The 21,741-nt window shown below is 61.9% G+C and carries 17 protein-coding genes; 8 read left to right on the top strand and 9 right to left on the bottom strand.

Features of this window, described 5'->3' with window-relative positions; translation table 11 throughout:
* Positions 1-190: 190 nt before the first annotated feature.
* From M3B90_RS02490 to dnaA, 4 genes are all read right to left on the bottom strand, one after another.
* Positions 191-973 carry a DciA family protein gene (locus M3B90_RS02490; RefSeq protein WP_259888473.1) on the bottom strand — a complete coding sequence of 261 codons (783 nt, stop codon included), beginning with the start codon at positions 971-973 and terminating at the stop codon, positions 191-193.
* Positions 970-2,292: a DNA replication/repair protein RecF gene (gene recF / locus M3B90_RS02485; protein WP_259888472.1), complete on the bottom strand. Its 1,323-nt coding sequence runs from the start codon at positions 2,290-2,292 to the stop codon at positions 970-972. Before recF ends, M3B90_RS02490 begins: the two co-directional genes overlap by 4 nt.
* Positions 2,293-2,306: 14 nt before the next feature.
* Positions 2,307-3,425: a DNA polymerase III subunit beta gene (dnaN, locus tag M3B90_RS02480; RefSeq protein ID WP_259888471.1), complete on the bottom strand. Its 1,119-nt coding sequence runs from the start codon at positions 3,423-3,425 to the stop codon at positions 2,307-2,309.
* A gap of 454 nt (positions 3,426-3,879) precedes the next feature.
* Positions 3,880-5,463: a chromosomal replication initiator protein DnaA gene (gene dnaA, locus M3B90_RS02475; protein ID WP_259888470.1), complete on the bottom strand. Its 1,584-nt coding sequence runs from the start codon at positions 5,461-5,463 to the stop codon at positions 3,880-3,882.
* Positions 5,464-5,807: 344 nt separating this feature from the next.
* On the opposite strand from dnaA, the gene rpmH reads away from it, so the two are divergent.
* The 8 genes from rpmH (at position 5,808) to M3B90_RS02435 (ending at position 11,384) form a co-directional block, all read left to right on the top strand.
* Complete coding sequence (gene rpmH, locus M3B90_RS02470) at positions 5,808-5,945, top strand: 50S ribosomal protein L34 (protein ID WP_016663525.1); 138 nt, start codon at positions 5,808-5,810, stop codon at positions 5,943-5,945.
* Positions 5,946-5,958: 13 nt separating this feature from the next.
* A complete protein-coding gene (gene rnpA / locus M3B90_RS02465; protein WP_259888469.1) occupies positions 5,959-6,351 on the top strand; it encodes a ribonuclease P protein component in 393 nt (130 codons plus the stop codon).
* Positions 6,348-6,629 (top strand): membrane protein insertion efficiency factor YidD, encoded by a 282-nt coding sequence (gene yidD, locus M3B90_RS02460; protein WP_259888468.1) that lies wholly within the window; start codon positions 6,348-6,350, stop codon positions 6,627-6,629. Before rnpA ends, yidD begins: the two co-directional genes overlap by 4 nt.
* Before the next feature lie 81 nt (positions 6,630-6,710).
* Complete coding sequence (gene yidC / locus M3B90_RS02455; RefSeq protein ID WP_259888467.1) at positions 6,711-7,808, top strand: membrane protein insertase YidC; 1,098 nt, start codon at positions 6,711-6,713, stop codon at positions 7,806-7,808.
* 9 nt (positions 7,809-7,817) lie between these two features.
* Positions 7,818-8,342, top strand: a complete 525-nt coding sequence (locus M3B90_RS02450) for a R3H domain-containing nucleic acid-binding protein (RefSeq protein ID WP_259888466.1) — start codon at positions 7,818-7,820, stop codon at positions 8,340-8,342.
* Positions 8,342-9,016, top strand: a complete 675-nt coding sequence (rsmG, locus tag M3B90_RS02445) for a 16S rRNA (guanine(527)-N(7))-methyltransferase RsmG (RefSeq protein ID WP_259888465.1) — start codon at positions 8,342-8,344, stop codon at positions 9,014-9,016. Before M3B90_RS02450 ends, rsmG begins: the two co-directional genes overlap by 1 nt.
* Before the next feature lie 31 nt (positions 9,017-9,047).
* The gene (locus M3B90_RS02440; RefSeq protein WP_311199927.1) at positions 9,048-9,917 is read left to right on the top strand and encodes an AAA family ATPase; all 870 of its coding nucleotides are present in this window, start codon (positions 9,048-9,050) and stop codon (positions 9,915-9,917) included.
* 12 nt (positions 9,918-9,929) lie between these two features.
* Entirely contained in the window at positions 9,930-11,384 is a 1,455-nt protein-coding gene (locus M3B90_RS02435) for a ParB/RepB/Spo0J family partition protein (RefSeq protein ID WP_259888464.1), read from the top strand.
* A 1,598-nt stretch (positions 11,385-12,982) separates the two neighbouring features.
* Here the strand turns inward: M3B90_RS02435 and M3B90_RS02430 are convergent.
* The 5 genes from M3B90_RS02430 to M3B90_RS02410 all read right to left on the bottom strand — a co-directional run bounded on the left by M3B90_RS02430 (position 12,983) and on the right by M3B90_RS02410 (position 21,665).
* Positions 12,983-13,333, bottom strand: coding sequence for a hypothetical protein (locus M3B90_RS02430; RefSeq protein WP_259888463.1), 351 nt, complete (start codon positions 13,331-13,333; stop codon positions 12,983-12,985).
* Positions 13,330-14,379: a thioredoxin-disulfide reductase gene (gene trxB, locus M3B90_RS02425; protein ID WP_259888462.1), complete on the bottom strand. Its 1,050-nt coding sequence runs from the start codon at positions 14,377-14,379 to the stop codon at positions 13,330-13,332. Before trxB ends, M3B90_RS02430 begins: the two co-directional genes overlap by 4 nt.
* 73 nt (positions 14,380-14,452) lie before the next feature.
* A complete protein-coding gene (locus M3B90_RS02420; protein ID WP_259888461.1) occupies positions 14,453-15,001 on the bottom strand; it encodes a hypothetical protein in 549 nt (182 codons plus the stop codon).
* Positions 14,998-19,206 carry a lipid II flippase MurJ gene (locus M3B90_RS02415; RefSeq protein WP_259888460.1) on the bottom strand — a complete coding sequence of 1,403 codons (4,209 nt, stop codon included), beginning with the start codon at positions 19,204-19,206 and terminating at the stop codon, positions 14,998-15,000. The genes M3B90_RS02420 and M3B90_RS02415 overlap by 4 nt, the downstream gene beginning before the upstream one ends.
* A 17-nt stretch (positions 19,207-19,223) precedes the next feature.
* The gene (locus tag M3B90_RS02410) at positions 19,224-21,665 is read right to left on the bottom strand and encodes a DUF6049 family protein (protein WP_259888459.1); all 2,442 of its coding nucleotides are present in this window, start codon (positions 21,663-21,665) and stop codon (positions 19,224-19,226) included.
* Positions 21,666-21,741: the final 76 nt, after the last annotated feature.

Here is a 21,741-nt window from a genome sequence, read left to right as displayed (position 1 = left end):
CACCACTTTCGTTGCGGCGGCGGGAAAAGAAAAGCAACCAAACAGGAAAACAGCTAAATGAACCAGGGTGGCGAAACCAAAAGGAAGGCAACCAAACAGGGAGAACAGCTAGATGGGCCGAGGTGGCGGGGCCAGCTAGATGAGCCAAAGTGGCGGGACCAAAAAAGGGCGCGGCGGCCACCCTCCTGTTCTATCCGTAAGTATCGCGTGGGCCGCGCCAACTCACGGTGCGCCGCCCCTTCTTCCACGACTGCGTGCTCGGCCCCGCAACCTTGATCTCATTGACGACCTGCGCGCCCACACGCTCGTGGATCCGGGTCACGATCTGCGGGCCGAGCATGCGAAGCTGCGCTGCCCACGCCGAGGAATCGGTGCTCACAACGAGTACTCCTTCCTCGAAGCTCTCGATGTGAGAGTGCTGCGCGATCGCCGGCCCCACAATCTCGTCCCATTCGGCGAGCACGCGCCCCGCGCTCAACCCGCGATCCCACCCGAGATTGACCAGCATTTTCTCGAGTACGGTGTTGAGGCGCTGCGGGTCGCGCGGATCGGGGCGCGCCCCCGAATAGCCGGCACCTTGAGCCCGCTCGCCGCGCGGATCGCCCTTGGGCCGCGTCAGACGGCTTGCGCGAGGCCGGTACCCGTGCTTCTTCGCAGCCGCACGGGCTTGATTGAGGGCGCGTCGGCCGAGCTCATCGGGGCGCGAGAAGTCCCGCGGTTTCGCTTCGGGATCGGGCGCAAGCTCGTCTGCACCCTCATCTGTCCCCTGGGGTCCGACGCCTGCCTCGCCCCTCTCGCCCCCATGTTCGCCAAGCGGCTTCACGCCCTGCGCACTCGGCTCGCTCTTGTGCGCGGCCCCATTTCCCCGGCTGCGCACGGCTTCGTGCGAACCAGCGCCCTGTTGCCATGTGCCGAGTGCATAGGGGTTGAGTGATGGCCGCTGCTGACCGTAACTTTCGTCGATTCCGTTCACCACGCGGCCCCCGTATCGTTGCCATATCGAGGCCCGCCCTCGCGCACGGTCGCGGAGCCCTTCACAACATCCACGACGTGAACGTCATCGCCAATCGAGCGCGGAATATCGGCGTCGTTCGCTGTCGTGATGAGCACTTGCGCGGCCCCCTTGATGATGCGGCCGAGACGTTCGCGCCGGTGGGCATCGAGCTCGCTGAACACGTCGTCGAGGATGAGGATCGGTTCGCCGTCGCCGATGTCCCCTTCTTCGATCGTGAGGAGGTCATAGGAACCGAGGCGAAGCGCGAGGGCGAGCGACCATGATTCGCCGTGGCTCGCGTATCCCTTCGCGGGGAAGTCACTGAGGCGAATCTCGAGATCGTCGCGGTGAGGTCCCACGAGGCTCACGCCGCGGTCGAGTTCGTCGTCGCGGCGTTCCTCGATGTGGGCCAGGAGGGCGTCGTGGAGTTGTTGAAGGCTCGGCAGGGGCGGTTCGTCGTGCGTGGTTTCGGCTTCGGTTGCGGCGGCGAGCCCTCCGTCGAGAACGCTCGAGGCGTAGCGGATGTTCGCGGGGCTCGACACGGCGCCGCGCCCTTCGGGGCCGAGGCCGAGGTTGGGATCGGCTCCTTCGTCGCTCGAGACTCGCAAGTATGAGTAGCCCACGTGAGGCCTGAGCCGGTTGACGAGGTGGAGGCGTGCGCGCATGAGTTCGGCGCCGCGGCGCGCGAGCTGCTCATCCCACACGGCGAGGGTTGTTTCCGCGGCTTCTCGCGGATCCATGCCGCCAATCTCATCCGCGGCATGCTTACCACCGCGCCCCTTGTTCATCTGGCGCATCTGTTTGAGGAGGTGATTGCGCTGGCGGAGCACCTTGTCGTAATCCGATTTGATGCTCGCGAAGCGCGGGGCGATCTCGAAGAGGATTTCATCGAGGAAGCGGCGACGCCCTTCCGGTTCTCCCTTCACGAGGGCGAGATCCTCGGGCGAAAACATCACGGCGCGCACCTGGCCGAGGATTTCGCGGGGGCGTGAAAGCGGCTGCGAGTGAAGGCGCACCTCGTTGGCGCGGCCGGGGGCAATTTGCATGTCGATGCGTACATCGCGCCCGGCACGTTCGCACATCGCGCGGATAATCGCGGTTTTCTCCCCTCGACGCACGAGGGCGGCGTCGTGTGCGACGCGATGGGAGGAAAGGGTTGCGAGGTACCACAGGGCCTCGACGATGTTCGTTTTCCCCTGCCCGTTCGCGCCCACGAACACGGTGATCCCGGGCGTGAAGCGAAGGAAGGTGTGCGCGTAGGAACGGTAGTTGGTGAGTTCGAGCGCCTTGAGGTGCATCGAGAATCAGGAGCTCAGATGCGCATGGGCATGAGGAGGTAGCGGTAGTGCTCCTCGGGGGTTGCTTCGAGCGATTCTTGCCCGCGCAAAACGGTGGGCTTGACCGAATCGGGAAGCGAGAAGTGCGTGAAGTCGGTGCCGAGTGCGCCGAGGCCGTCAAGAAGGAAACCCGAGTTGTAGCCTACGACGAGATCGCCGCCTTCGACGTTTGCCTCGAGGACTTCACTCGCCTGGGCTTCGTCACCATCGCCCGCTTCAAGGGCAACCTGGCCCTCGCTGAAGGTGAGGCGCACGGGGGTGTTGCGCTCTGCCACGAGGCTCACGCGCTTCACGGCCTCGATAAGCGGCGCGGTCGCGACGCTCACGGTGTACGGGGTGACATCGGGGAAGAGCCGCAGCACGGGCGGGTAGTCGCCATCGACGAGGGTCGACGTGGTGCGGCGGCCCGAGGATTCGAAGCCGATAAGGTTCGCTGATTCGCCTTCGCTCAGCGCGATTTCGACATTGCCTCCCGCGAGCGAGCGGGCGACCTCGGTGAGAGTGCGCGAGCGTACGAGGGCGCTCAGTTCGCTCGAGGGGTTCTGGGGGTTCCACGTGAATTCGCGAACGGCGAGACGGTAGCGGTCGGTCGCGGCCATCATGACTTTCTCGCCGTCGATCGTGACCTTCACGCCCGTGAGCAGAGGAACCACGTCGTCTTTGCTCGCGGCGATCGAGACCTGCGCGATCGCGCGTGCGAAGGTTCCCGAATCGATCGTGCCTACAACGGGCGGCATCTCGGGAAGAACCGGGTATTCCGCGACCGGAAGGGTCGCGAGGGCGAAGCGGGAAGAACCGCACAGGATCTCGACCTTGGGGCCCTCGTGGCTCACCGAGACGGTCTTGTGCGGGAGCGCGCGCACGATCTCGCTGAGCATCTTGCCCTGGACGAGGACTTCACCGGGTTCATCGACCTCAGCCTCAACGGAGATATGAGCGCTCACTTCGTAATCGAACGTGGAGAACTTGAGCTCGCCATCCTCAGCAACGATCCTCACGCCCTGAAGGATGGGCATTGCGGGGCGCTGCGGAAGAGTGCGGGTCGCCCATGACACAGCATCGTTCAGCACGTCCCGATCGAGATGAAATTTCACGCCTCGGCTCCTTTACGAAAAAGCTTCTCGCGCCCTCGCGCGTACTTTCCAACTTTAGCCAAAATCCTGGGATCGCGCCCGGGCCAAAATTACACGCTTGTCATTCTCGTCCCCAGGGCTTCCACATGCTCGAGGGCCGAGCTTTTCGCTCGACTCGATTTTTCCCCATTACCCGTGTCTCAAGCTTAAACAATCCTCTTAATTACGGCTGTTGACGCTGTGGATAACCAGCATTCATGCAGGTCACGCTGAAAACTACAAGTCTCGGATTCCGTGCGAGTAACGACGAGAAACTGTTGATGTATTGGGCATAACGAGCATTATCGAGCGCTCGGGAGGAAGATCTACTCACAAGAGGCAAGCCGCGCGCGCACATTCTCCACAAAGTTATCCACAATTCTGGAAAGGTTGCTCGTGACCAGGCTTGTTGCACATCCTGCAACCGTCGAACTCTCTAGCGCCTTCCCTGTTCCTGCGCGTTCGTCTTGACCCGAGCGGTGAGCTCCGTAACCTGATTGAAGAGCGCGCGCCGCTCTTTCATGAGCGTTGAGACCTTCTTGTACGCGTGGATCACAGTCGTGTGATCGCGCCCGCCGAACGCATCGCCAATCGCCATGAGCGGCATCTCGGTCAGTTCGCGACACAGATACATTGCGCACTGGCGAGCCGTCACGAGGGCACGTGTGCGGGCAGTACCCTTAATTTCCTCCACCCCGAAACCGAAATACGCTGCAGTTTCCGCGATGATGAGGTTCGGCGTAATTTCCGCGCCCCCATCGTGTGTGAGCAGGTCTTTCAGCACATTCTGGGCGAGCTCAACATCCATGGGCTGCTTCGAGAGCGAATGCAGCGCCTGGACGCGGATGAGCGCGCCTTCGAGCTCGCGGATGTTCGAGGAAATGTTTTCCGCGATGTATTCGAGCACCTCGCGTGGCACTTCCTCGTTGTTTTCGGCTGCGACCTTCTTACGCAAAATCGCGATGCGGGTCTCGAGATCCGGTGGTTGAACGTCGGTCATGAGGCCCATCTCGAAGCGAGAGCGCATGCGATCTTCGAGGCCGCCGAGGAGTTTCGGCGGAAGATCCGAGGTAATGACGATCTGCTTATTCGCGTTGTGCAGTGTGTTGAACGTGTGGAAGAACGCTTCGAGGGTCTCGGGCGCGCGCTGGAGGAACTGGATGTCGTCGATCAGGAGGATGTCGATATCGCGATAGCGGCGCTGGAACTCCTGCGCCTTGCCGAACTGACCCGATTGAACCGAGTTGATGAAATCGTTCGTAAATTCTTCGGAGTTGACGTAGCGCACCTGGATGTTCGGGTGCAATTGCTTTGCGTAGTGTCCGGTCGCGTGAAGCAAGTGTGTTTTACCGAGGCCGGAGCCGCCATAAATAAACAGCGGGTTGTAAGCGAGCGCCGGTTGTTCGGCCACGGCGTAGGCGGCGGCCTGAGCGAAGCGGTTCGAGGCGCCCACGACGAATGTGGCGAACGTGTACTTCGGGTTGAGCCGTGAATCGTTTCCAAGGGATGAAGACACGGGGAAATCGGCGGTCGGTGCTTCGGTTCGCTCGAGAGGTTCGGCGGGGGTGTAGGGAGAGAAGGGGACCGGTTCCGACGGTTGCTGGCCCCCCGGTTGGGCCCCATTCACAGAGTTATCCCCATCTTGAGGTGGGGTGATACCGATTGTTCCCGATGAATCCACAGAGTTATCCACAATGTGGTCAAATGCGGGGGCGGGTGCCGGCGCGGGCGAATCGGGGGCGTCATCGAGACCCAAGGTCGGGTCAATCGTGACCGCAAAGGTTACGGGCTTACCAATGGCTTGCGAGAGCGCCGAGCGAAGCTGCTCGGGAATACGCATCTCGAAAAGATCCTTCACGGTTGAGTTTGGAACCGCGATGAGGGCCGTATCCTCGAGAAATCCACGCAAACTCGAGAGAGTGACGTAGGCGAGGTGGCGATTCGAAACCGAGTCATCGGCGCGCAGAATCTGTTGGCACTGGGCCCACAGCGCATCGCGATCGAGTGCGGTCTCGTCCATTCGGGGGCTCCTCGTGGGGATCGGGTCTGCAGTGGACGTCCATAATTATCCACCATGTTTTCCACATTTATGCCCAACAGCGTGGAACAAGGCGACCACCCTGTCGAATCATTGGGGATAACCATGAGATTCTAGGCACACTTCTCTGAATAGAGGCCCGATCCATTGACCGGCTAGCCGCGCGATTCTAGACTCGATCAGTCTGTGTTCACGAGAACGACACCTTCGAACTCGCGCGCACATCCGAAACCACCGGCCCCACGGGCCGTCTTTAACCGGGCCCTCCGGCCGCCTCGCGGTTCCTTCCCGGAGTACGAGGGCCCCGATTCATTTGGAGAGAAAAGATGACCAAGCGTACGTTCCAGCCGAACAACCGCCGCCGCGCCAAGAAGCACGGTTTCCGCGCACGCATGAGCACCCGCGCGGGCCGCGCCATCATCAACGCGCGCCGCTCGAAGGGCCGCGCCTCCCTCTCGGCCTGAGCTGCGGCGTGACGTGCGGGCGCCAAACCGCCTCCGTCACAATGACGACTTCCGCCTGACCACCCGCAAGGGCGTGTCGGCGGCTCGATCCCACGTGATCGTGCACCTCGCGATCCTTTCCTCCCCGGAGCTGAAAAGGACACAGAAGGAGCCGCGCGTGGGATTTGTCGTGTCGAAAAAAGTGGGGAACTCGGTTGTTCGCAGCCGCACTAAGCGCAGACTGCGAGAAATCATGAGAGCCCGCCTCGATTCGCTCCCCGAGTACGCAAGCGTCGTCGTGCGCACGCGTGCGGGGATCAACGAGATCGATCACGACACGCTCTGCGGTGAAGTCGACTCCGCTCTTACCTCCGCCCTGAGGAAGCTTGACAAGAGCACCGCGAAAAAGGAGGGAGCGGGGAAATGAAGGCAACCGTCGGAATCATTCGCGCGTACCAGCGCGGAATCTCCCCGTACCTGCCCGCCGCGTGCATCTTCACGCCCGTGTGCTCGCAGTACGCGGTTGACTCGATCCGCCGCCACGGAATCTTCAAGGGGATTCTCCTCACCGCGTGGAGGATCCTTCGCTGCAACCCCCTGAGCCGAGGCGGGATCGACCCGACCCCAGCACCGGGCATGTGGACGAACCCGAAACCCGTCACAGGGCGGGACACTGAAAGCCCCGAGTTCGCCCACACCCACTAGGCTTGACCCGAACACCCGACCTCACGCCGCTCATCGCATGACCGTCATGCGCATGCGAGCGGCAGGAAGAAAAGGCCGAAGTTGAACATTCTCTACCCAATTGAGTGGGTCGTCGTTTGGATTATGGTCCAGGCCCACAAACTGCTGTCCTTCGTGATGGACCCTGATTCGGGCTGGACCTGGCTGCTCTCGATCGTGCTGCTCACGGTCGTGGTCCGCATCATCATCTTCCCGCTCTTCGTCAAGCAGATTAAGAGCTCGCGCGGCATGCAGATGGCCGCCCCCGAGCTCAAGGCTATTCAAAAGAAGTACAAGGGCAAAACCGATCCGGAATCGCGCCAGGCCATGGCCAACGAGACCATGCAGGTCTACCGCGAACACGATGCGAACCCCGTAGGCTCCTGCCTCCCGGTCCTTATCCAGATGCCGATTTTCTTCGCGCTCTTTCGCGTGCTGTTCTACAAGCTCCCGGAAGCCGCACAAAAGAACACGAACTTCGGTATTCTCACGCCCGAGCTTGCCGATAGCGCCCACAATGCGCGCATCTTCGGCGGAACGACGATCTCCGATTCGTTCCTTACGGGCGACATGTCCGCGAAGATCATCGCAGGCGTCATCATCGCGCTCATGGTGCTCGTCACGTTCCTCACGCAGAAGGAGCTGACGATGCGCAACATGCCACCGTCGGCACTCGAAGGCCCCATGGCCTCCACGCAGAAGATGATGCTCTACATGCTCCCGTTCATCTACGTGATCTCGGGCCCCGGCATGCCGATCGGCGTGCTCGGCTACTGGCTCACGACCAACGTGTGGACCTTCGGTCAGCAGTGGTGGATGATCACGAAGAACCCCACCCCTGGCTCGGCGGCCGAGAAGGCACGCCACGAGCGCATCAACAAGAAGCGCGAGAAGAAGGGGCTTGAGCCGCTCGACTTCACTCCGAAGAAGTCGAAGCGCGTTCAGGAGATGGAAGCGGCAGAGGCCGAAAACATCCGCGTTCAGCCGAAGCGGTACGAAAACGGCCGCAAACTGAGCGATGAAGAAATGCTCCAGCGTGCCCGCGAGAAGCGGGCGAAAGCCATCGAAGAGCGCCGCAAGAAGGCGGCCGAAAATGGTGGCACCCAAAAGGGCAGCTCGAAGCAGAGCAATGCCCTCGGTAAGAAGCGTAAGAAGAAGTAAGGATTTCCGATGAGCGAGAACGACACGATCGAGAACGAGAAGGCGAACGCGCAGGCCTCCGCTGAGGAGCGCCTCGCGCGCCTCGAAGAAGAGGGCGATTTCGCCGCCGACTACCTCGAAGAACTCATGGATATTGCCGATCTCGACGGCGACATCGACATTGATGTTGACGGCGACCGTGCCTCCGTGGAAATCCGCGGCGCCGCCGAGCTGAGCGCCCTCAACGAGCCGAAGGGGGAGCTCCTCGACGCACTCCAGGAACTCACGCGCCTCGCCGTGCAAACAAAGACCGGCGTTCGCTCGCGCCTCATGCTCGACATCGGCGGTTTCCGCGCGGGCCACAAGAGTGAACTCGAAGAACTCGCCGAGAAGGCCGTTGAGCAAGCAAAGAACGGGGAGGTTCCCGTTCCGCTTCAGCCCATGAACCCCTTCGAGCGCAAGGTCGTGCACGATGTCGCGAAGCGCCACGGGCTCCACTCTGAATCAGACGGCGAAGGCAAGACCCGCCACGTCGTGATCTACCCGCAAGACTGATGCTTCCCGCCCCCGAACACCTCGATCCCCTCGCCCGCGACCTCTTCGGTGAGCGCCTCCCGCTCGCCGAGCGGTACGCGGAGATTCTGCGCACCCGCGGAGCGGAAGAGGGGCTCATCGGGCCCCGCGAGGTGGATCGAATCTGGGAGCGGCACATCATCAACTGCGCACTCATGGTGCGTGCGCTCGGGCCCGTGGGGCTCGTGGAATCACTCGCGGATGTCGGCTCGGGTGCGGGCCTTCCCGGGCTCGTGATCGCTATTGCCCGCGAGGATATTGACGTCACCCTTATCGAGACGATGCAGCGGCGCGTGGACTTCCTCGAGCGTGCGGTTGAGGAGCTTGGCCTTGTGAACGTCGAGGTCGTGCGCGCCCGCGCCGAAGATCTGCACGGCGAGCGCGAGTTTGATGCTGTGACCGCGCGTGCCGTAGCCGCCCTCGACAAGCTCGCGAAGTGGACCGTTCCACTCGTGCGGATCGGCGGTGAACTCGTGGTCATGAAAGGCAAGAGCGCCCGCGACGAGGTCGAGAAAGCCTCGAAGACCCTTGCGCGTCTTGGCGCGGTCGATGTGCGAGTTGAGGAATTCGGAGATCCCTCCGTGGAGGTTCCTACTACAGTGGTACGAGCACACGTTCGTGAAACATCGGGGCGAAAGGGGCCGCGTCGTGGCTGAGAAGAAGAGCTCTCTCGACGAGACGCCGCTCATGCGGCAACTGCGAAACGACATGGAGCTTCGCAAACGCCTTGAGAAGGCAACTTTTGACGCCCCCGAAGATACCCGCATCATGGCCGTCGCGAACCAGAAAGGCGGCGTCGGTAAAACCTCGAGCGCCGTCAACATTGCGGTTGCCCTCGCCAAAGGCGGGCTGAACGTCCTCGTGATCGACTCCGACCCACAGGGCAACGCCTCGACCGCCCTGGGCATCCCCCACGATCCCGAAATCGCTTCGCTTTACGACGTGCTGATCGACGACGAGTCGCTTTCGGCGATCGTCACCCCCTCTCCCGAGGCCGAAACGCTTGAATGTGCCCCCGCGACGATTGATCTTTCCGGCGCCGAAATCGAACTCGTGCCCATGGTGGCGCGAGAGTCGCGCCTCAAGAACGCGCTTGCCGATTATTTCGCCGAACGCGAGGAGAAGGGCCAGGCGCGCCTCGACTACGTGCTCATCGATTGCCCTCCCTCTCTCGGCCTGCTCACCATCAACGCGCTCGTCGCCGCGCGCGAAGTATTCATGCCAATCCAGGCCGAGTACTACGCGCTCGAGGGCATCGCGATGCTGTGGAAGAACATCGATCTCATCCGCAAGCACCTCAACCCCGACCTCGTTGTCTCAACGATCCTGCTCACGATGTACGACGCCCGCACCCGCCTCGCCGCCCAGGTCGCCGAGGATGTGCGCGAGCACTTCCCCACGCAGACCCTTGACACCGTGATTCCCAGGTCGGTGCGCATCTCGGAGGCCCCGAGCTATGCGCAAACCGTTCTCAACTACGATCCCAATAGCACGGGAGCCCTCGCTTACCGCGCCGCTGCGCACGAGATTTCCCGCCGCCCCGAGCCGAAGAACTGAAACGAGGAGATCATGGCGAAGAAACGTGGCCTTGGTCGGGGTATCGGTGCGCTGATCCCCAGCTCTGAACCTGCGCCTAGCGAAAAGCCCGAGGCGACCGAAGCGAAGGAGGCCCCCGCAACCCCCGCGAAGCCCGCGGAAAAGAAGCCTGCCGCCTCCGCTCAGCGCTCCTCGTCGTCGAAAAAGGCTAGCGATTCTTCGGGCGCGGATTCCAAGCCTGCCGGGTCGAAGTCCTCTGCGTCGAAGTCTCGTGCTTCGAAGCCCGCTCAGTCTTCTTCTTCGTCAAAGAAGGGTTCCGACGCCACCCCCGCCCCCGTCAAAGCCGAGGATTCACCGTCGTCCTCCGCCGGCAACCGCGGTGCGGATATGTTTTTTAGCTCTGATTCACGCCCGGGCGAGGAAACGAGCGAGCGCAAGAAGGCCGCCGATCTAGAACTCGCCGATTCCTGGGCCCGAGACGCACGCTCGAAGCGCCGAAGCGGAAGGAGAACCGCTGCGAAGCCTGCTCCGGCGCGTAAGGCCGCGGCCGAGAAGGGCCCGCACAAGTCTGTTGAGGTTCTTGCAGAGCTACCGTCGGAAGCCAACCGGAGTGCCAAGGATTCCGCACTCGCTTCCTCGCATCCCGGTCTCGTGCCCGTTCCTGGAGCCGAGTTCGTTGAGATCCCGATTGCCGAGATCCGAGAGAATCCGCGCAATCCGCGAACCGTTTTCGACGACGATGAACTCGATGAGCTCGCCTACTCGCTGCGTGAAGTTGGCGTTCTCCAGCCGATCGTCGTGCGCCCCATTTCCGATTCCGTTGATGGTGAGTCCTTCGAGATCGTCATGGGTGAGCGCCGTTGGCGCGCGGCGAAACGCGCCGGTCTCGAATCGATCCCCGCCATCGTGCGGTCGACTACCGACGACGACCTTCTGCGCGATGCTCTTCTCGAGAACCTTCACCGTTCCCAGCTCAACCCCCTTGAAGAGGCTGCGGCATACGGCCAGTTGCTTGAGGATTTCAATTGCACTCAGGATGAGCTTGCGGATCGTATCGGGCGTTCACGCCCGCAGATTTCCAACACGCTGCGCCTTTTGCGCCTCCCCCCGCTTGTGCAGCGCCGGCTCCAGTCGGGAGCGCTTTCGGCTGGTCATGCGCGCGCGCTGCTCGGGCTCGACGATGTTCAACTCCAGGAGGAACTCGCGCAGCGTATCGTGAGCGAAGGCCTCAGTGTTCGCGCTGTGGAGCGCCTCATCGCTAATGGTGTGGAATCTTCTTCCGCAACGCGCGCGGTCACTCGTCGCAGCTCCTACAACCCGCGTGTTGTTTCTCTGACCTCGAAGCTTTCGACGAAGCTCGAGGCTCCTGTTCGTATCGACGTGGGCAAGCGTAAGGGCAAAGTGACGCTCGAGTTCACGAATCTCGATGACCTCGAGCGTATCGTCGAGAAGTTGGGTCTCGACGACGTCGAGCTCCCCCAGGAGTAGTTCACGCTGGCGCCACCGCGCCGTATTTCATGTCGTTTATTCGCGGAACTGGTTTCTGAACTCGCCACATTCGCTTTCACCGGTCGACTACGAGGATCTTGTAGCAGCGCTTGGGCCGCAGGGCATTTTTTCGCTTTGTTCTGATGTGCTGTACCCAGCTAGCCAGCGCATAGTTTCACGTGGAACCTTTTTCTTCAGCCGCACCGTCTTCACCGCTGTTCTACCGTGCCCTATGCGAAGCGTATTCGCCTCGGTAGTTGATCTATGTAGTTCGGTCATTTGAAGCGATTCTTCGCTTGCCTGCTAGCGATGAGGTTCGCTTTCGTACCCTGGTTCACTTTCGCAGGTTTCACGTGGAACTGGATGTTCATGTGAACCTGTGGTGTGTTGTCCCGGCAGCGTCGTTCTTCGTGCCGATTGACTATGGGTGTTCAGGTCCCAACCACCCCATCGGTTTCACGTGAAACGGGTACCGGTTCTGTCTTTGCCTCATCATGGATTTGATATTTGTCAGAGTCAGGTTGCTTGGGTTGTACATGTTTGTTGGAGTCTTCAGCGCGCATCCCTCACAAGAATCGCGGCCATGGTCTACTGTCATTCGTATTCGTTCCACGTGAAACATCCTCGATCGGTCGCAGACATAGAAGCGAACTTAGCTGAATGGCGGTATCGGCTTCTCGCGCCACGGGAATATTCCGTTCGCGCCCGGTTTCACGTGAAACAACCTCAAAGTTCCTCGCTAGAAAGTATGTGCAATCCGACTTGCCAGTGTCGTTTGGTCGTTGGGACTTACATGTTTCACGTGAAACTGCTGGTCGAGAGTGCACCTTACTTAGATAAAGCATCGAATCAGAACATATCTTTGTGACCCGGCGAAATCGACTCGCGCGAACAACGTCTACGGGTGTTTCATGTGAAACCGTCGATGCGTGCTAAGTTCGCGAAGCAAACTGATGCTTTAGTCCCTAGGTGGTTGTGCGTGGAAGTCCAACTAGTTTTCACGTCGAACTGGTTTCACGTGGAACTACTGTTGTCGCTTTCTGTTCGATTACCGATGACTAAGCAAGAGCATCGCCAAGGAGCAAAGGTGTTCCTTGGCCACATGCCAAAGCTTCAGTTGGAGGAACAATCCAAAAGATGGCTATGTACAAACTAGTGCGGTCACCCTTGAAGGCGATGTTTCACGTGAAAAGGCGAAAAATGGGCAACACATCTCTCCACCTCAGGCTCCACATAGTGAATAGAAGCGAAATACGGGTGTATGGCCAGGTAAAGAAACTTCCGGGCGAGCACGGCTGCGGGTTTCACATCAAACCCGATCCCTCATACACAAATGTGCAAAGCGCTGTGGATAAACGTTTCGCCCTGTGGCGATAAGTGTCATCCGCAAGGGTAGAGAACCTAGATGCATGGGCTGCACCGGCAGCAAACACCCTGGTCAAGCACTTTAGATCGGAGAGAACATCACAATCGTCCAAGCTATTCACGATGTCAAGAACCGGCGTGGATAACCTTGGGGATAACGCAGTTATACCTATGTGGAGGGCGCTTGGGCAAGTACATAGGTCACGGAAGAAGGAAGTGCCTACCGGTACTGGCTAGCCATGCTTGTCAGCACGCAGCACCTCGAGCGCCTCTCGGATCTCGAACTTGGGGTGAGCGCCGGCCAACAGTCGTTCCCCTATAACCTTCGAATCCCGAACCGCGACGATTCGCCACGTAGGAAGCACGTCGGGAAAGTACGCTTGGGAAGTGCGTCCGAGGGAAAGTTCGTTCACGGAGACATCGTGAACGATCACCAAAACATCCGAAGGCAAAACGCCCTGCAGTTCACGCGCGGTAAGCGGCGCCGGAAGAGAGGGCGCCGCCCACGAGGCCCAAAAGAGATGGATTTCGAAAGTGACGGCGCCGAGAGGTGAGGAAGCGTCGGAAGAGCGTCCTTCGTTCACTCGAGAGTAGCGAGGTACTTTTCGGCGTCGAGGGCAGCGGAACAACCCGAACCGGCCGCGGTAATGGCCTGGCGGTAGCGGTGATCCACAACGTCGCCGCACGCGAACACCCCAGGAAGGGACGTGTGTGTCGTGCGCCCTTCACAAATGATGTAGCCCTCATCGTCGATATCGATTTGGCCCTTGAACAGACCCGAACGAGGAAGGTGCCCGATCGCCTCGAAAAGACCATCGGCGGGGACGGTCTCGCGCTCACCGGTGAGGGTGTCTTCAAGCACGAGATGTGAGAGCTCGTTCTCGCCCTCGATGCCAACAACCTGGGTGTTCCAACGAATGTCGAGCTTCGGGTCGTCTTCGGCGCGCTTGGCCATGATCTTGGAGGCACGGAGCGCGTCGCGTCGGTGAAGCAGCGTCACGCTCTGGCCAAATCGCGTGAGGAATGTGGCTTCCTCAACGGCGGAGTCGCCGCCGCCCACCACGAAGATGTCCTTGTCCTTGAAGAAGAATCCGTCGCACGTCGCGCACCAGCTCACACCCTTGCCGGAGAGACGTTCTTCGCCGTCAACGCCGAGCTTGCGATACGCGGATCCGGTCGCGATGATGACCGTCTTCGCGCGGAAAATGTCACCGCCTTCGGTGCGGATCGTCTTCACGTCACCCGCGAGGTCAACCTCCGTCGCATCCTCGAAAAGGATCTCGGCGCCGAAGCGCTCGGCCTGTTCTTGCATGTTTCCCATGAGATCCGGGCCCATGATGCCTTCGGGGAAGCCGGGAAAGTTCTCGACCTCGGTTGTGGTCATGAGGGCGCCGCCCGCGTCGAGCGAGCCGGCAATGACCACGGGCTTGAGACCGGCACGCGCCGCATAGACGGCTGCGGTGTATCCGGCGGGGCCGGAGCCGACGACCACGACTTCCCGCAAGGGCGCATTGGAAGCATCAGCGGGTGCAGGGGCCTCGGAAGCGTCGGTTTGCGATGCCGAAAGGTCGATACCGAAACCGCCACCGAGGGTGTTGAGAATCGGGGTCTGAGGCTCAGAAGTGGTCATGATGTCCTTTCACAGCGAAGGCTCGCCAACAATCAAACAGAACAAGGGTAGGGGTGGAGGCTGAGTCTCGTAGTCAGCGCTTCGGATCCACGAGCACCTGCGCCGAGAACAGGAGCTCTGAGGAACCATCGGCATTCCTCCCGCACGTGGAACGCACGACCGATGCGGAAACTTCCCCTCCGTCGCGGCGAACTTGAGTGAGGTTGTGCTCATCCAGCACAAGCAGCCACGCGTTCTCGTCGCTGCCCCACGAAACACGCTCGAGCATAAGCACCGACTCGTTTGAGGAGAGGGACTTCAGGCACTTCGTCACGTCGAACGTTGCCGGCGTTTGCAGGCTTCCCGTGTCGAGGAGATTCTGCACCTCGGCGCCGATCGTGTACTCGGTGAGCACTGGAAGACCGGAGTTATCCGTCCCGGGGGCAACATCCGAATCGGTGAGATTCTGCGCTGCCGGGGCGTCCATTTTGACGCTCAGGTTGAGCGCCCATGACAGCATGATGCCAAGGACAATCGTCGCGGCGAGAAAGCCCGCGAACACACCTGGAGGGAAGCCCGTCCAGCTCCTCATCTCGCCGCGCACACGGTCGGCGCGACGCGAGAAGGGACGAATCGGAGTCATTCCTGATTGACCTTCACTTCGGCGATTTCAAGCCGGAACCCGCCATCAACGGCGCCGAGGTTGGGTGCCCACAGCACGAGAGAACGTGCATCCACGGGCTTTTCGGGAGTGAGCGTCAGATCCTGACCGGGGGTGACATCGCCGGCGGCGATAACGTCGCCGAGCTGCCCATCCTCGGTCACGGTGCGCAGCTCAATCGTTCCGCCCTGTTGTGCGCCTGGCGTGATGCGAACGTTTTTGACTTCGCCATCACCAAGATCAAGCTTGATGCCCATGCCCTCGCGGAGCCGGCCGTATTCTGCGCTCGCGTACCGCTGGGTCTTCCACACGGAGCCCGGGTCACCGTCGAACATACGCCCGGCATTCTCGGGATTATCTGCTTTTGCCGGATCGGGCGGGTATACGACGCTCACCTGGTTCAGCGGTGCGAGGGGCTTTGGCTCCTCTGTTGGCTCCTTGCTCGGTTCCTCGGTCGGTTCTTCAGTTTTTTCGGGGGTCTTTTTTTCCGACGCCTGCGTCGTTGGGCTTGTCGCCACATCTCGATCGTGGCGGCCCACTGACGTGACCGACGTGACGGCCCACACGAGACCGAGGATGACGGCGAGGAGGGCGGCAACGAGGATAATCCGCGCGGTCGTCGAGCGGGACACGGTGTTCCCGGATGCGGAGCTAGTTTCTTCGGCTGAGTCGGAAGCGAGCGCGATGCCCATGACATCGCGGAATGCCGAAGTGTGTTGCGTGTTCTGCGCCTCAGGAGCGTCGGTGTCGAGGGCGCTCGCGTCGCGTCCCTGCACGGGGATGACGACGCCGGCTCCGGGGGAGTTCTCGCGTACTCGGGGTGCCGGGTGCTGCACCGCCGAAGGCGGCACAACAATGGGTCGGCCGGATGTTTCGTGGGGGTCGTCATCCGTATTCGGAGTGCTCGGGGCTTCGGCGAGGGATTCCTCGCGACCTGCCACGGGAATCGGTGCGGGAGTGGATGGTGCTGGGGGCGCCACCGGTGCTGTGGGTTCCTCCGCCGACGGTGCCGACGCCTGGCGCGTACCCGTTTCGATGTGCCCGGGGAATGTGCTCGCCGCGGGTGGCGCCTGCGGGGCATCAATCACTTCGGACCACGGCTTTTCCACTTCGGCGACAGGCTTGCCGGCAGTTTCGACCCTCCCCGTGAGCGGAGCCTCGTCACGAGATTCGCTTTCCTCGGCACCGATCGAGTTCTCGCTCGATGTGATGTCGAGATCGTCGTCATCGTTGGGGGCGGTTTCGGGCGTCGCCGACTGCCTCGCTTGGGCGTCATTCTCGGCGGGTGCGTCATTCTCGGTGTTGTCCTCGGCGGCGTCGGCGGAAGCCTCCGACTGCTCAGTCTTGGCCTGCTCCGCTTCAGCCTGGTGCTCTTGACGCTCGAATGGGCCCGCGACGACGGGACCGGCGGCAGCAAGGCTCGCGACGGTTCCAGCGGCGGCACCCGTGGCGCCCGCAACCCCGGCAGCACCGGCTGCACCGGAGTCTTCGGCGGGAGTCTCGGAGTTCTCGCGTTCGGCGAGTGGGACCGGCGCGCCCGCGTGCTGTTCAGGATCGTACGCTTCGAGGGTCACGGGGAGGGATTGCCAAGGAGAGAGCTCCGAACGCACGTCCTCGATCGACAACGGTCGGGGACCGTCGGCGGGGGTGCTTGGCGTAAGCGGGGTGAGGAGAGCGGCAGTGAGTGCCGCCAAATCGGAGGGAACCGTGCGCGGAGATGTGGTCGACGGATCATAAGAGGCGTCGGAACCGAAGAACTCTGGGCTCCTGCCCGTAAGCCCCACGTACAGAATTCGACCGACCGCGCGCACATCGGGGCTGAGCGTGAACGGCTCGGTCAGGTGCAAAATGCCTTCGTCACCGGCGTCCTCGACTCCCGCGCCAAGGATCGTCACCTGGTCGTGCTCGAGATCCACAAAAACGCGGTCCTCGTCGAGGTGGTGGTGGCGGATGCCCTTGCTGCGCGCTTCGTGGAGGATTGTCGTGACGCGACCAGCGATTGTTCGGGCGGTTTCCGCTCGAAGTGCGCCTTCGCGCGTGAGATCGGCGAGGGTGGGAATACCCGGGTCGGTGTAGAGAACAGCGGTTGCCTTCGCTTCGCCATCCTGGGAATCGAATACGTCCCGAACACTTTCAAGGCCGGGGATGCTCACGAGCGAAACGCGTCGGGCGGCATCGAGAACATCGGCGGCATACTCACCGCGCACGAGAAACACGAGGATGGGTTCGCCATTGTCATACACGCCGCGGTGCCACGACGCACCCTCGGTTGCGGACGATGGCACGCGGCCAGAGCCTTCGCGCGCCGACCCGTCGAGAGCGGGGCTCAGTGAGAGAGAAGAAAAGAGCTCCTCGAGGCTGCGGTTATCGGTCACTGTCATCCTTTGGTTCGCTCGAGTATGTCGATCCGATGCTTGACCATCGTAGCGGGGCGCAACTTCCTCGCTCGAGGTTTCCTCCACGACCACGGGAGCCTTGCTCGCCTGCTTCCCGGAACCGCGTTTGCGAAGGAGGCGCGAACTGATCATGGTCGCGGCATCGCGAATCTCCGATACCCGCAGCATCCACGCGACGAGCGCAAATACCCCGGTCATGATGACCGCGACGATTACACCCACGACGATGGCGACGAGGCGCCCTCGCCATGTGAATTCGTCGAGCAGAGCGAGGAGGCCCCAGCCGGTTGCCATCGAGACTGCCCCGGCTACGAGAAGCCGCGCGATTGTGGAAATGGTGCCGAAGGAGTTGATCTGGCTCATGTCGACTCCCTTGCGGGCGAGGTTGCGACGCATGTGCCACACACCCTCGAGCCATCCGATGAGAACCCCGATCGAACTCACAAGAGCCCCCGTTGCCGCCGCGTAGCGGGGGTCGACCCAAAAAAGGATCACCGGGATCGCGACAAGCGAAAGCACAGTAGGTGGAACACGCATCATGAAGGCGGTGCGCGTGTCCTCGTACGCGTAGAAATAACGGGTGACGAGATACGTCGCGGCGAAGGGGGCGAGACCGAGCGTGTACCCGATGAGCACGAGGCCGTTTGCTCCCGCTCCCACGGGTGAAGTGCCGCCCACGACGACCCACATAATCGGCGCGGCGAGCACAACGAGGACGGCCGTCGCGAGGATCATGGGAACGAACAGAATCCGGTTCATTGAAGAGTAAGTGCGGTAGGCCCCGAGGTGATCGCCCACGTTCACGCACTTGGACATGCGCGGGAAGATGCTCGTCACGAGGGAGACCGCGATGATGCCCTGCGGGAGCATAAACACGGTGTAGGACCAGTCGAGGGCCGCGAGAGCGGGGAACAGTTCGCGATTTGCGCCGTCCCCGGCGGCTTGAGCCCGCTCGACCGCCGATACGGCCCCGCCCGTCGACCAACGACGAGCGAACACCGCGACCTGGCCCACGACCATCATCGCGAATGTCCACAGGCCCATCGTGCCGAGCTTGCGCAGCCCGAGTCCTCGAAAACCCCACTTGAACCGAATCTTGAGGCCGATCTTCCTCGTCCACACCCATACGAGAAGAGCTTGCGCGATACTGCCGCCCACCTGGGAAAACGCGAGAACGAGCAGCATTCCCCACGTCCACTGCGTGCCGTCCGGCTGCGCCCCCCAGAGCACGAGGAAAAGAATCGACCCCGCGATATTCATGAGGTTATTGAGGGCCGGTGCCCACGTGAACGGGCCAAAACTCTCGTGGGCATTGAGGATCTGCCCGAACATGATGTACACGCACGAAAAGATCATTTGCGGCATCATGAAATAGCCAAGAACGGTCGCGGCCTGGAGAGTTCCCGGATCAAGCTTCGAGTTTGCGACGATCGTGAGGAACGGGACGGCGAGTGTGCAAAGCCCCGTGACGGCGACCGCGACGACGAAAAACAGGGTGAACAGGCGCGAACAGAAGTCCTCGCCCCTATCCGGGAACTTTGCGGCGCGCACGACCGCCGGTACGAGAATCGCGTTAAGCGTGCCGCCGCCGATAAGAATCCACAGCGAATTCGGCAGGATCTGCGCGGCCGAATAGGCGTTAGCCGCGATCGATGCCGAACCGCCAAGCACCATGCCGAGCAAGAACGTGCGCACGAAGCCTAAAAGGCGCGTCGATGCCGACGCAACCGCCATGACTGCGCTCGCGCGCATGGCCTTGCCGCGCGCAGAGGAAGTGCTCGATTGGTTCATGATCTGGGTGTGGTCCTTTAGCTGTCTTCGCGTGAGTTATGGGATTCGTCGGGCCGGTCGACGCTTTCGAGGTTCTCAGGCGCGGTGATGGCCGGGCTGCGCGCATCTGATTTCGTGCGGCCGGCGCGGACGACACCCGTGATCACGAGCGCGGCAAGAAGCACCATGGCGACGAGGGTCGTCCAGTTCTCCCATTCGGGATTGACACTCAGTTGGCTTTCGCGAGAGTCGAGAATCACCTCGTTGCCGTTCGCGATCATCACCGTGAACGTTCCATTGCCACTGCGCACGGCTTCGACCGGAATCGCCTTATCGTTCGCGGTCAAGGCTGGCAGGGTAATGGGTTCGAGCGTAGTGCTCGTCTTCGCGATGCGGTTGGAAAACGCTACCGATGGGGTGATGGTCACGGGCGTGGGGAAGCCGTTGTGGACGGTGAACGGGATCGAGGCCTCATTCGAAACGAGATTGTAGGTTCCCGCGAGGGTCAGCGAGATCCGTTCTGCGTTCGCCTCGGTCACCGTGGAGATGCTCGCAAGCCTGGTCACGTGGGCATGCGAGTCGTTGAGCACGGGGGTACTCACGCCTGAGGCGGCAAGAAGAACCGCTCCGGAGAGGAAGCTCGGATCTTCGAGAGTGGCGCGCACATTGCTAAGGGTCGAGAGGCTTTTTTCGACTCTTCCGCTCGCGCCGGCGGGCACCTTCTCAGCTATCGCTTCGATGCGGGCGGGGCGGGCGTCGGCCCTCTCGCCAATGGCGTGCAGTTCGCTTACGTTCCCCACCCAATAGTTTCCCCGCTTGTCGCTGATCGACCGGGTGCCCTCTCCCGCCTGTGCAGCTTTGACGAGGGTGGAAGCGGGGGCGTGCGTAACCCACGGCGCGGAGCCGAGAGCGTCAAGAAGGTCTGAGGTGCGGCCGGGGTCAACCGGGGAGGAAGGAGAGGGGGCGAGGAGGAGTGTGCGGGGGGCCGACGAAGGCTCACCCGCGATGAGCGCCGTATCCGCGAGGGCTCGCTGGACGGAGAGCTCGGGATCGCCTTGGTCGGCGAGCTGCTCCGTGAGGTGCGTGAGGCGCATGTCGTAACCGAGGAGTGCGGCGTCGGGCTTGCCGTCGTGCTCGAGCCGCGCGTAGCCACTCGGCGTCACGCTCGGTTTCAGGGAGGAATAGAAAGATTCGGCGGGGATCAGGGCAGTTTTTGCTCCGGAGGCGCGCACGTCTTTCGTCGTCACAGCTTTGGGATCGAAGCGAGTGAGGGTCGGAGCGTTCTCGAGACCTGCGCTTTTGGCTGCCAAGGCACCTTCCTTCTCGAGAAGTGCAGCCGTGGGTCGGGCCGTCGCGGGGCTTGCAAGTGCGAAAGGCGCGAGTGTCACATCGTGTGTCGCGGCCGCCTCAATGAGTGCTGAACGGCGTTCATCCCAGGTTCTATTCGACCCCCACACCGCGCTTTCGCCGGGCGCGGTGGTCCCTTCGCCTTCGCTCGCAGGTTCATCGCCGCCCGCATCCGAGGCCGGTGCAGGCGTAGTTGGACTTGGGTTCGGTGAGGGAGTGGGTTTCTTCTCTTCGATACTCGAGAGTGCTTCGTCGAGCGTGCTCATGTTCTCGGGAACCTTGAGGTCCGAGAGCATCGACGGGTCGAGCCACCAGCTCACATCGTCGCGCTGGGCTATCTCCCACTGGGCAGCGAATGCCCCCTCTTTCACATCCTTCTCGAACGACTCCGGGTCGGTGGCGATACGTGCCGGATCGGCCGAGGTGAGTGGCGCGAGGTACGCGAGGGTTACGCTCGGTGTAGTGGTGGCCGGCTGCCACACGAGGAATGTGCGCAGGGTCGCGGCCGGTGTGCCGCCTTCGGAGGATTGAGCTGCGTTGGGCGCGGACGTCGCTCCAGTGACGGCCGTGAGCGCAATTCGACGGGGGCCCCACAGCGATTCGTCGCGCGAGTATCCGAGGGTTTTCGCGGGGATTCGAACCGTGAAATCGACGCTTTCGCCTGGGCCGAGGGTGCGCGCGGCAGAGGCTCCGCGCAGCGTGCCTCGGTTGGAGGTGTCGGTCGTGGGGGTCGCCGACCATTCGTCGGCAATCGTGCGATCGGTGACCCGCGAGGTGAGGCCCGAAAGCTGGAGGGCCACCCCCTCGATCGGCGCGTCTGCGGTGTTTGTGATGCTCACGCGGGCCTCGAGCGTGTCGTCGGGCTTGACCGCTCCTGGTGAAAGCGAAAGGAGATCGAGGGTGAGCGGTGCTGTATTTTCTGTTCCGGGCTCGGGTTCAGGTGCGGGTTCCGACGGTAGTTCGGGTGCGGTCAGTGCCACATTCGCGCGTGGTTTCTGGCCGGTAGACTGGTACGCTGCGAAGCCCGTCTGGGCGAGAGCGCCAGCGGGGATAAGAGCCGCACACATGACCGAGTACAGTGCGACCATGACGAGGAGGGCGCGAGAAGCACGCCGCGTCACGGATCGGAGCATGGAACCACTGTAGAGGGCGCGCCTTCGTGCCGCGTGCCAAATACAGGCCGCGCACGCGGAGCGATCCGCACATCAC

The organism is Dermabacter sp. p3-SID358, from assembly GCF_025147465.1.
In the GTDB taxonomy this organism is placed as follows: Bacteria; Actinomycetota; Actinomycetes; order Actinomycetales; family Dermabacteraceae; genus Dermabacter.
The sequence above is the reverse complement of the archived record's forward strand: the minus strand, read 5'-3'. Positions and strand labels throughout refer to the sequence as shown.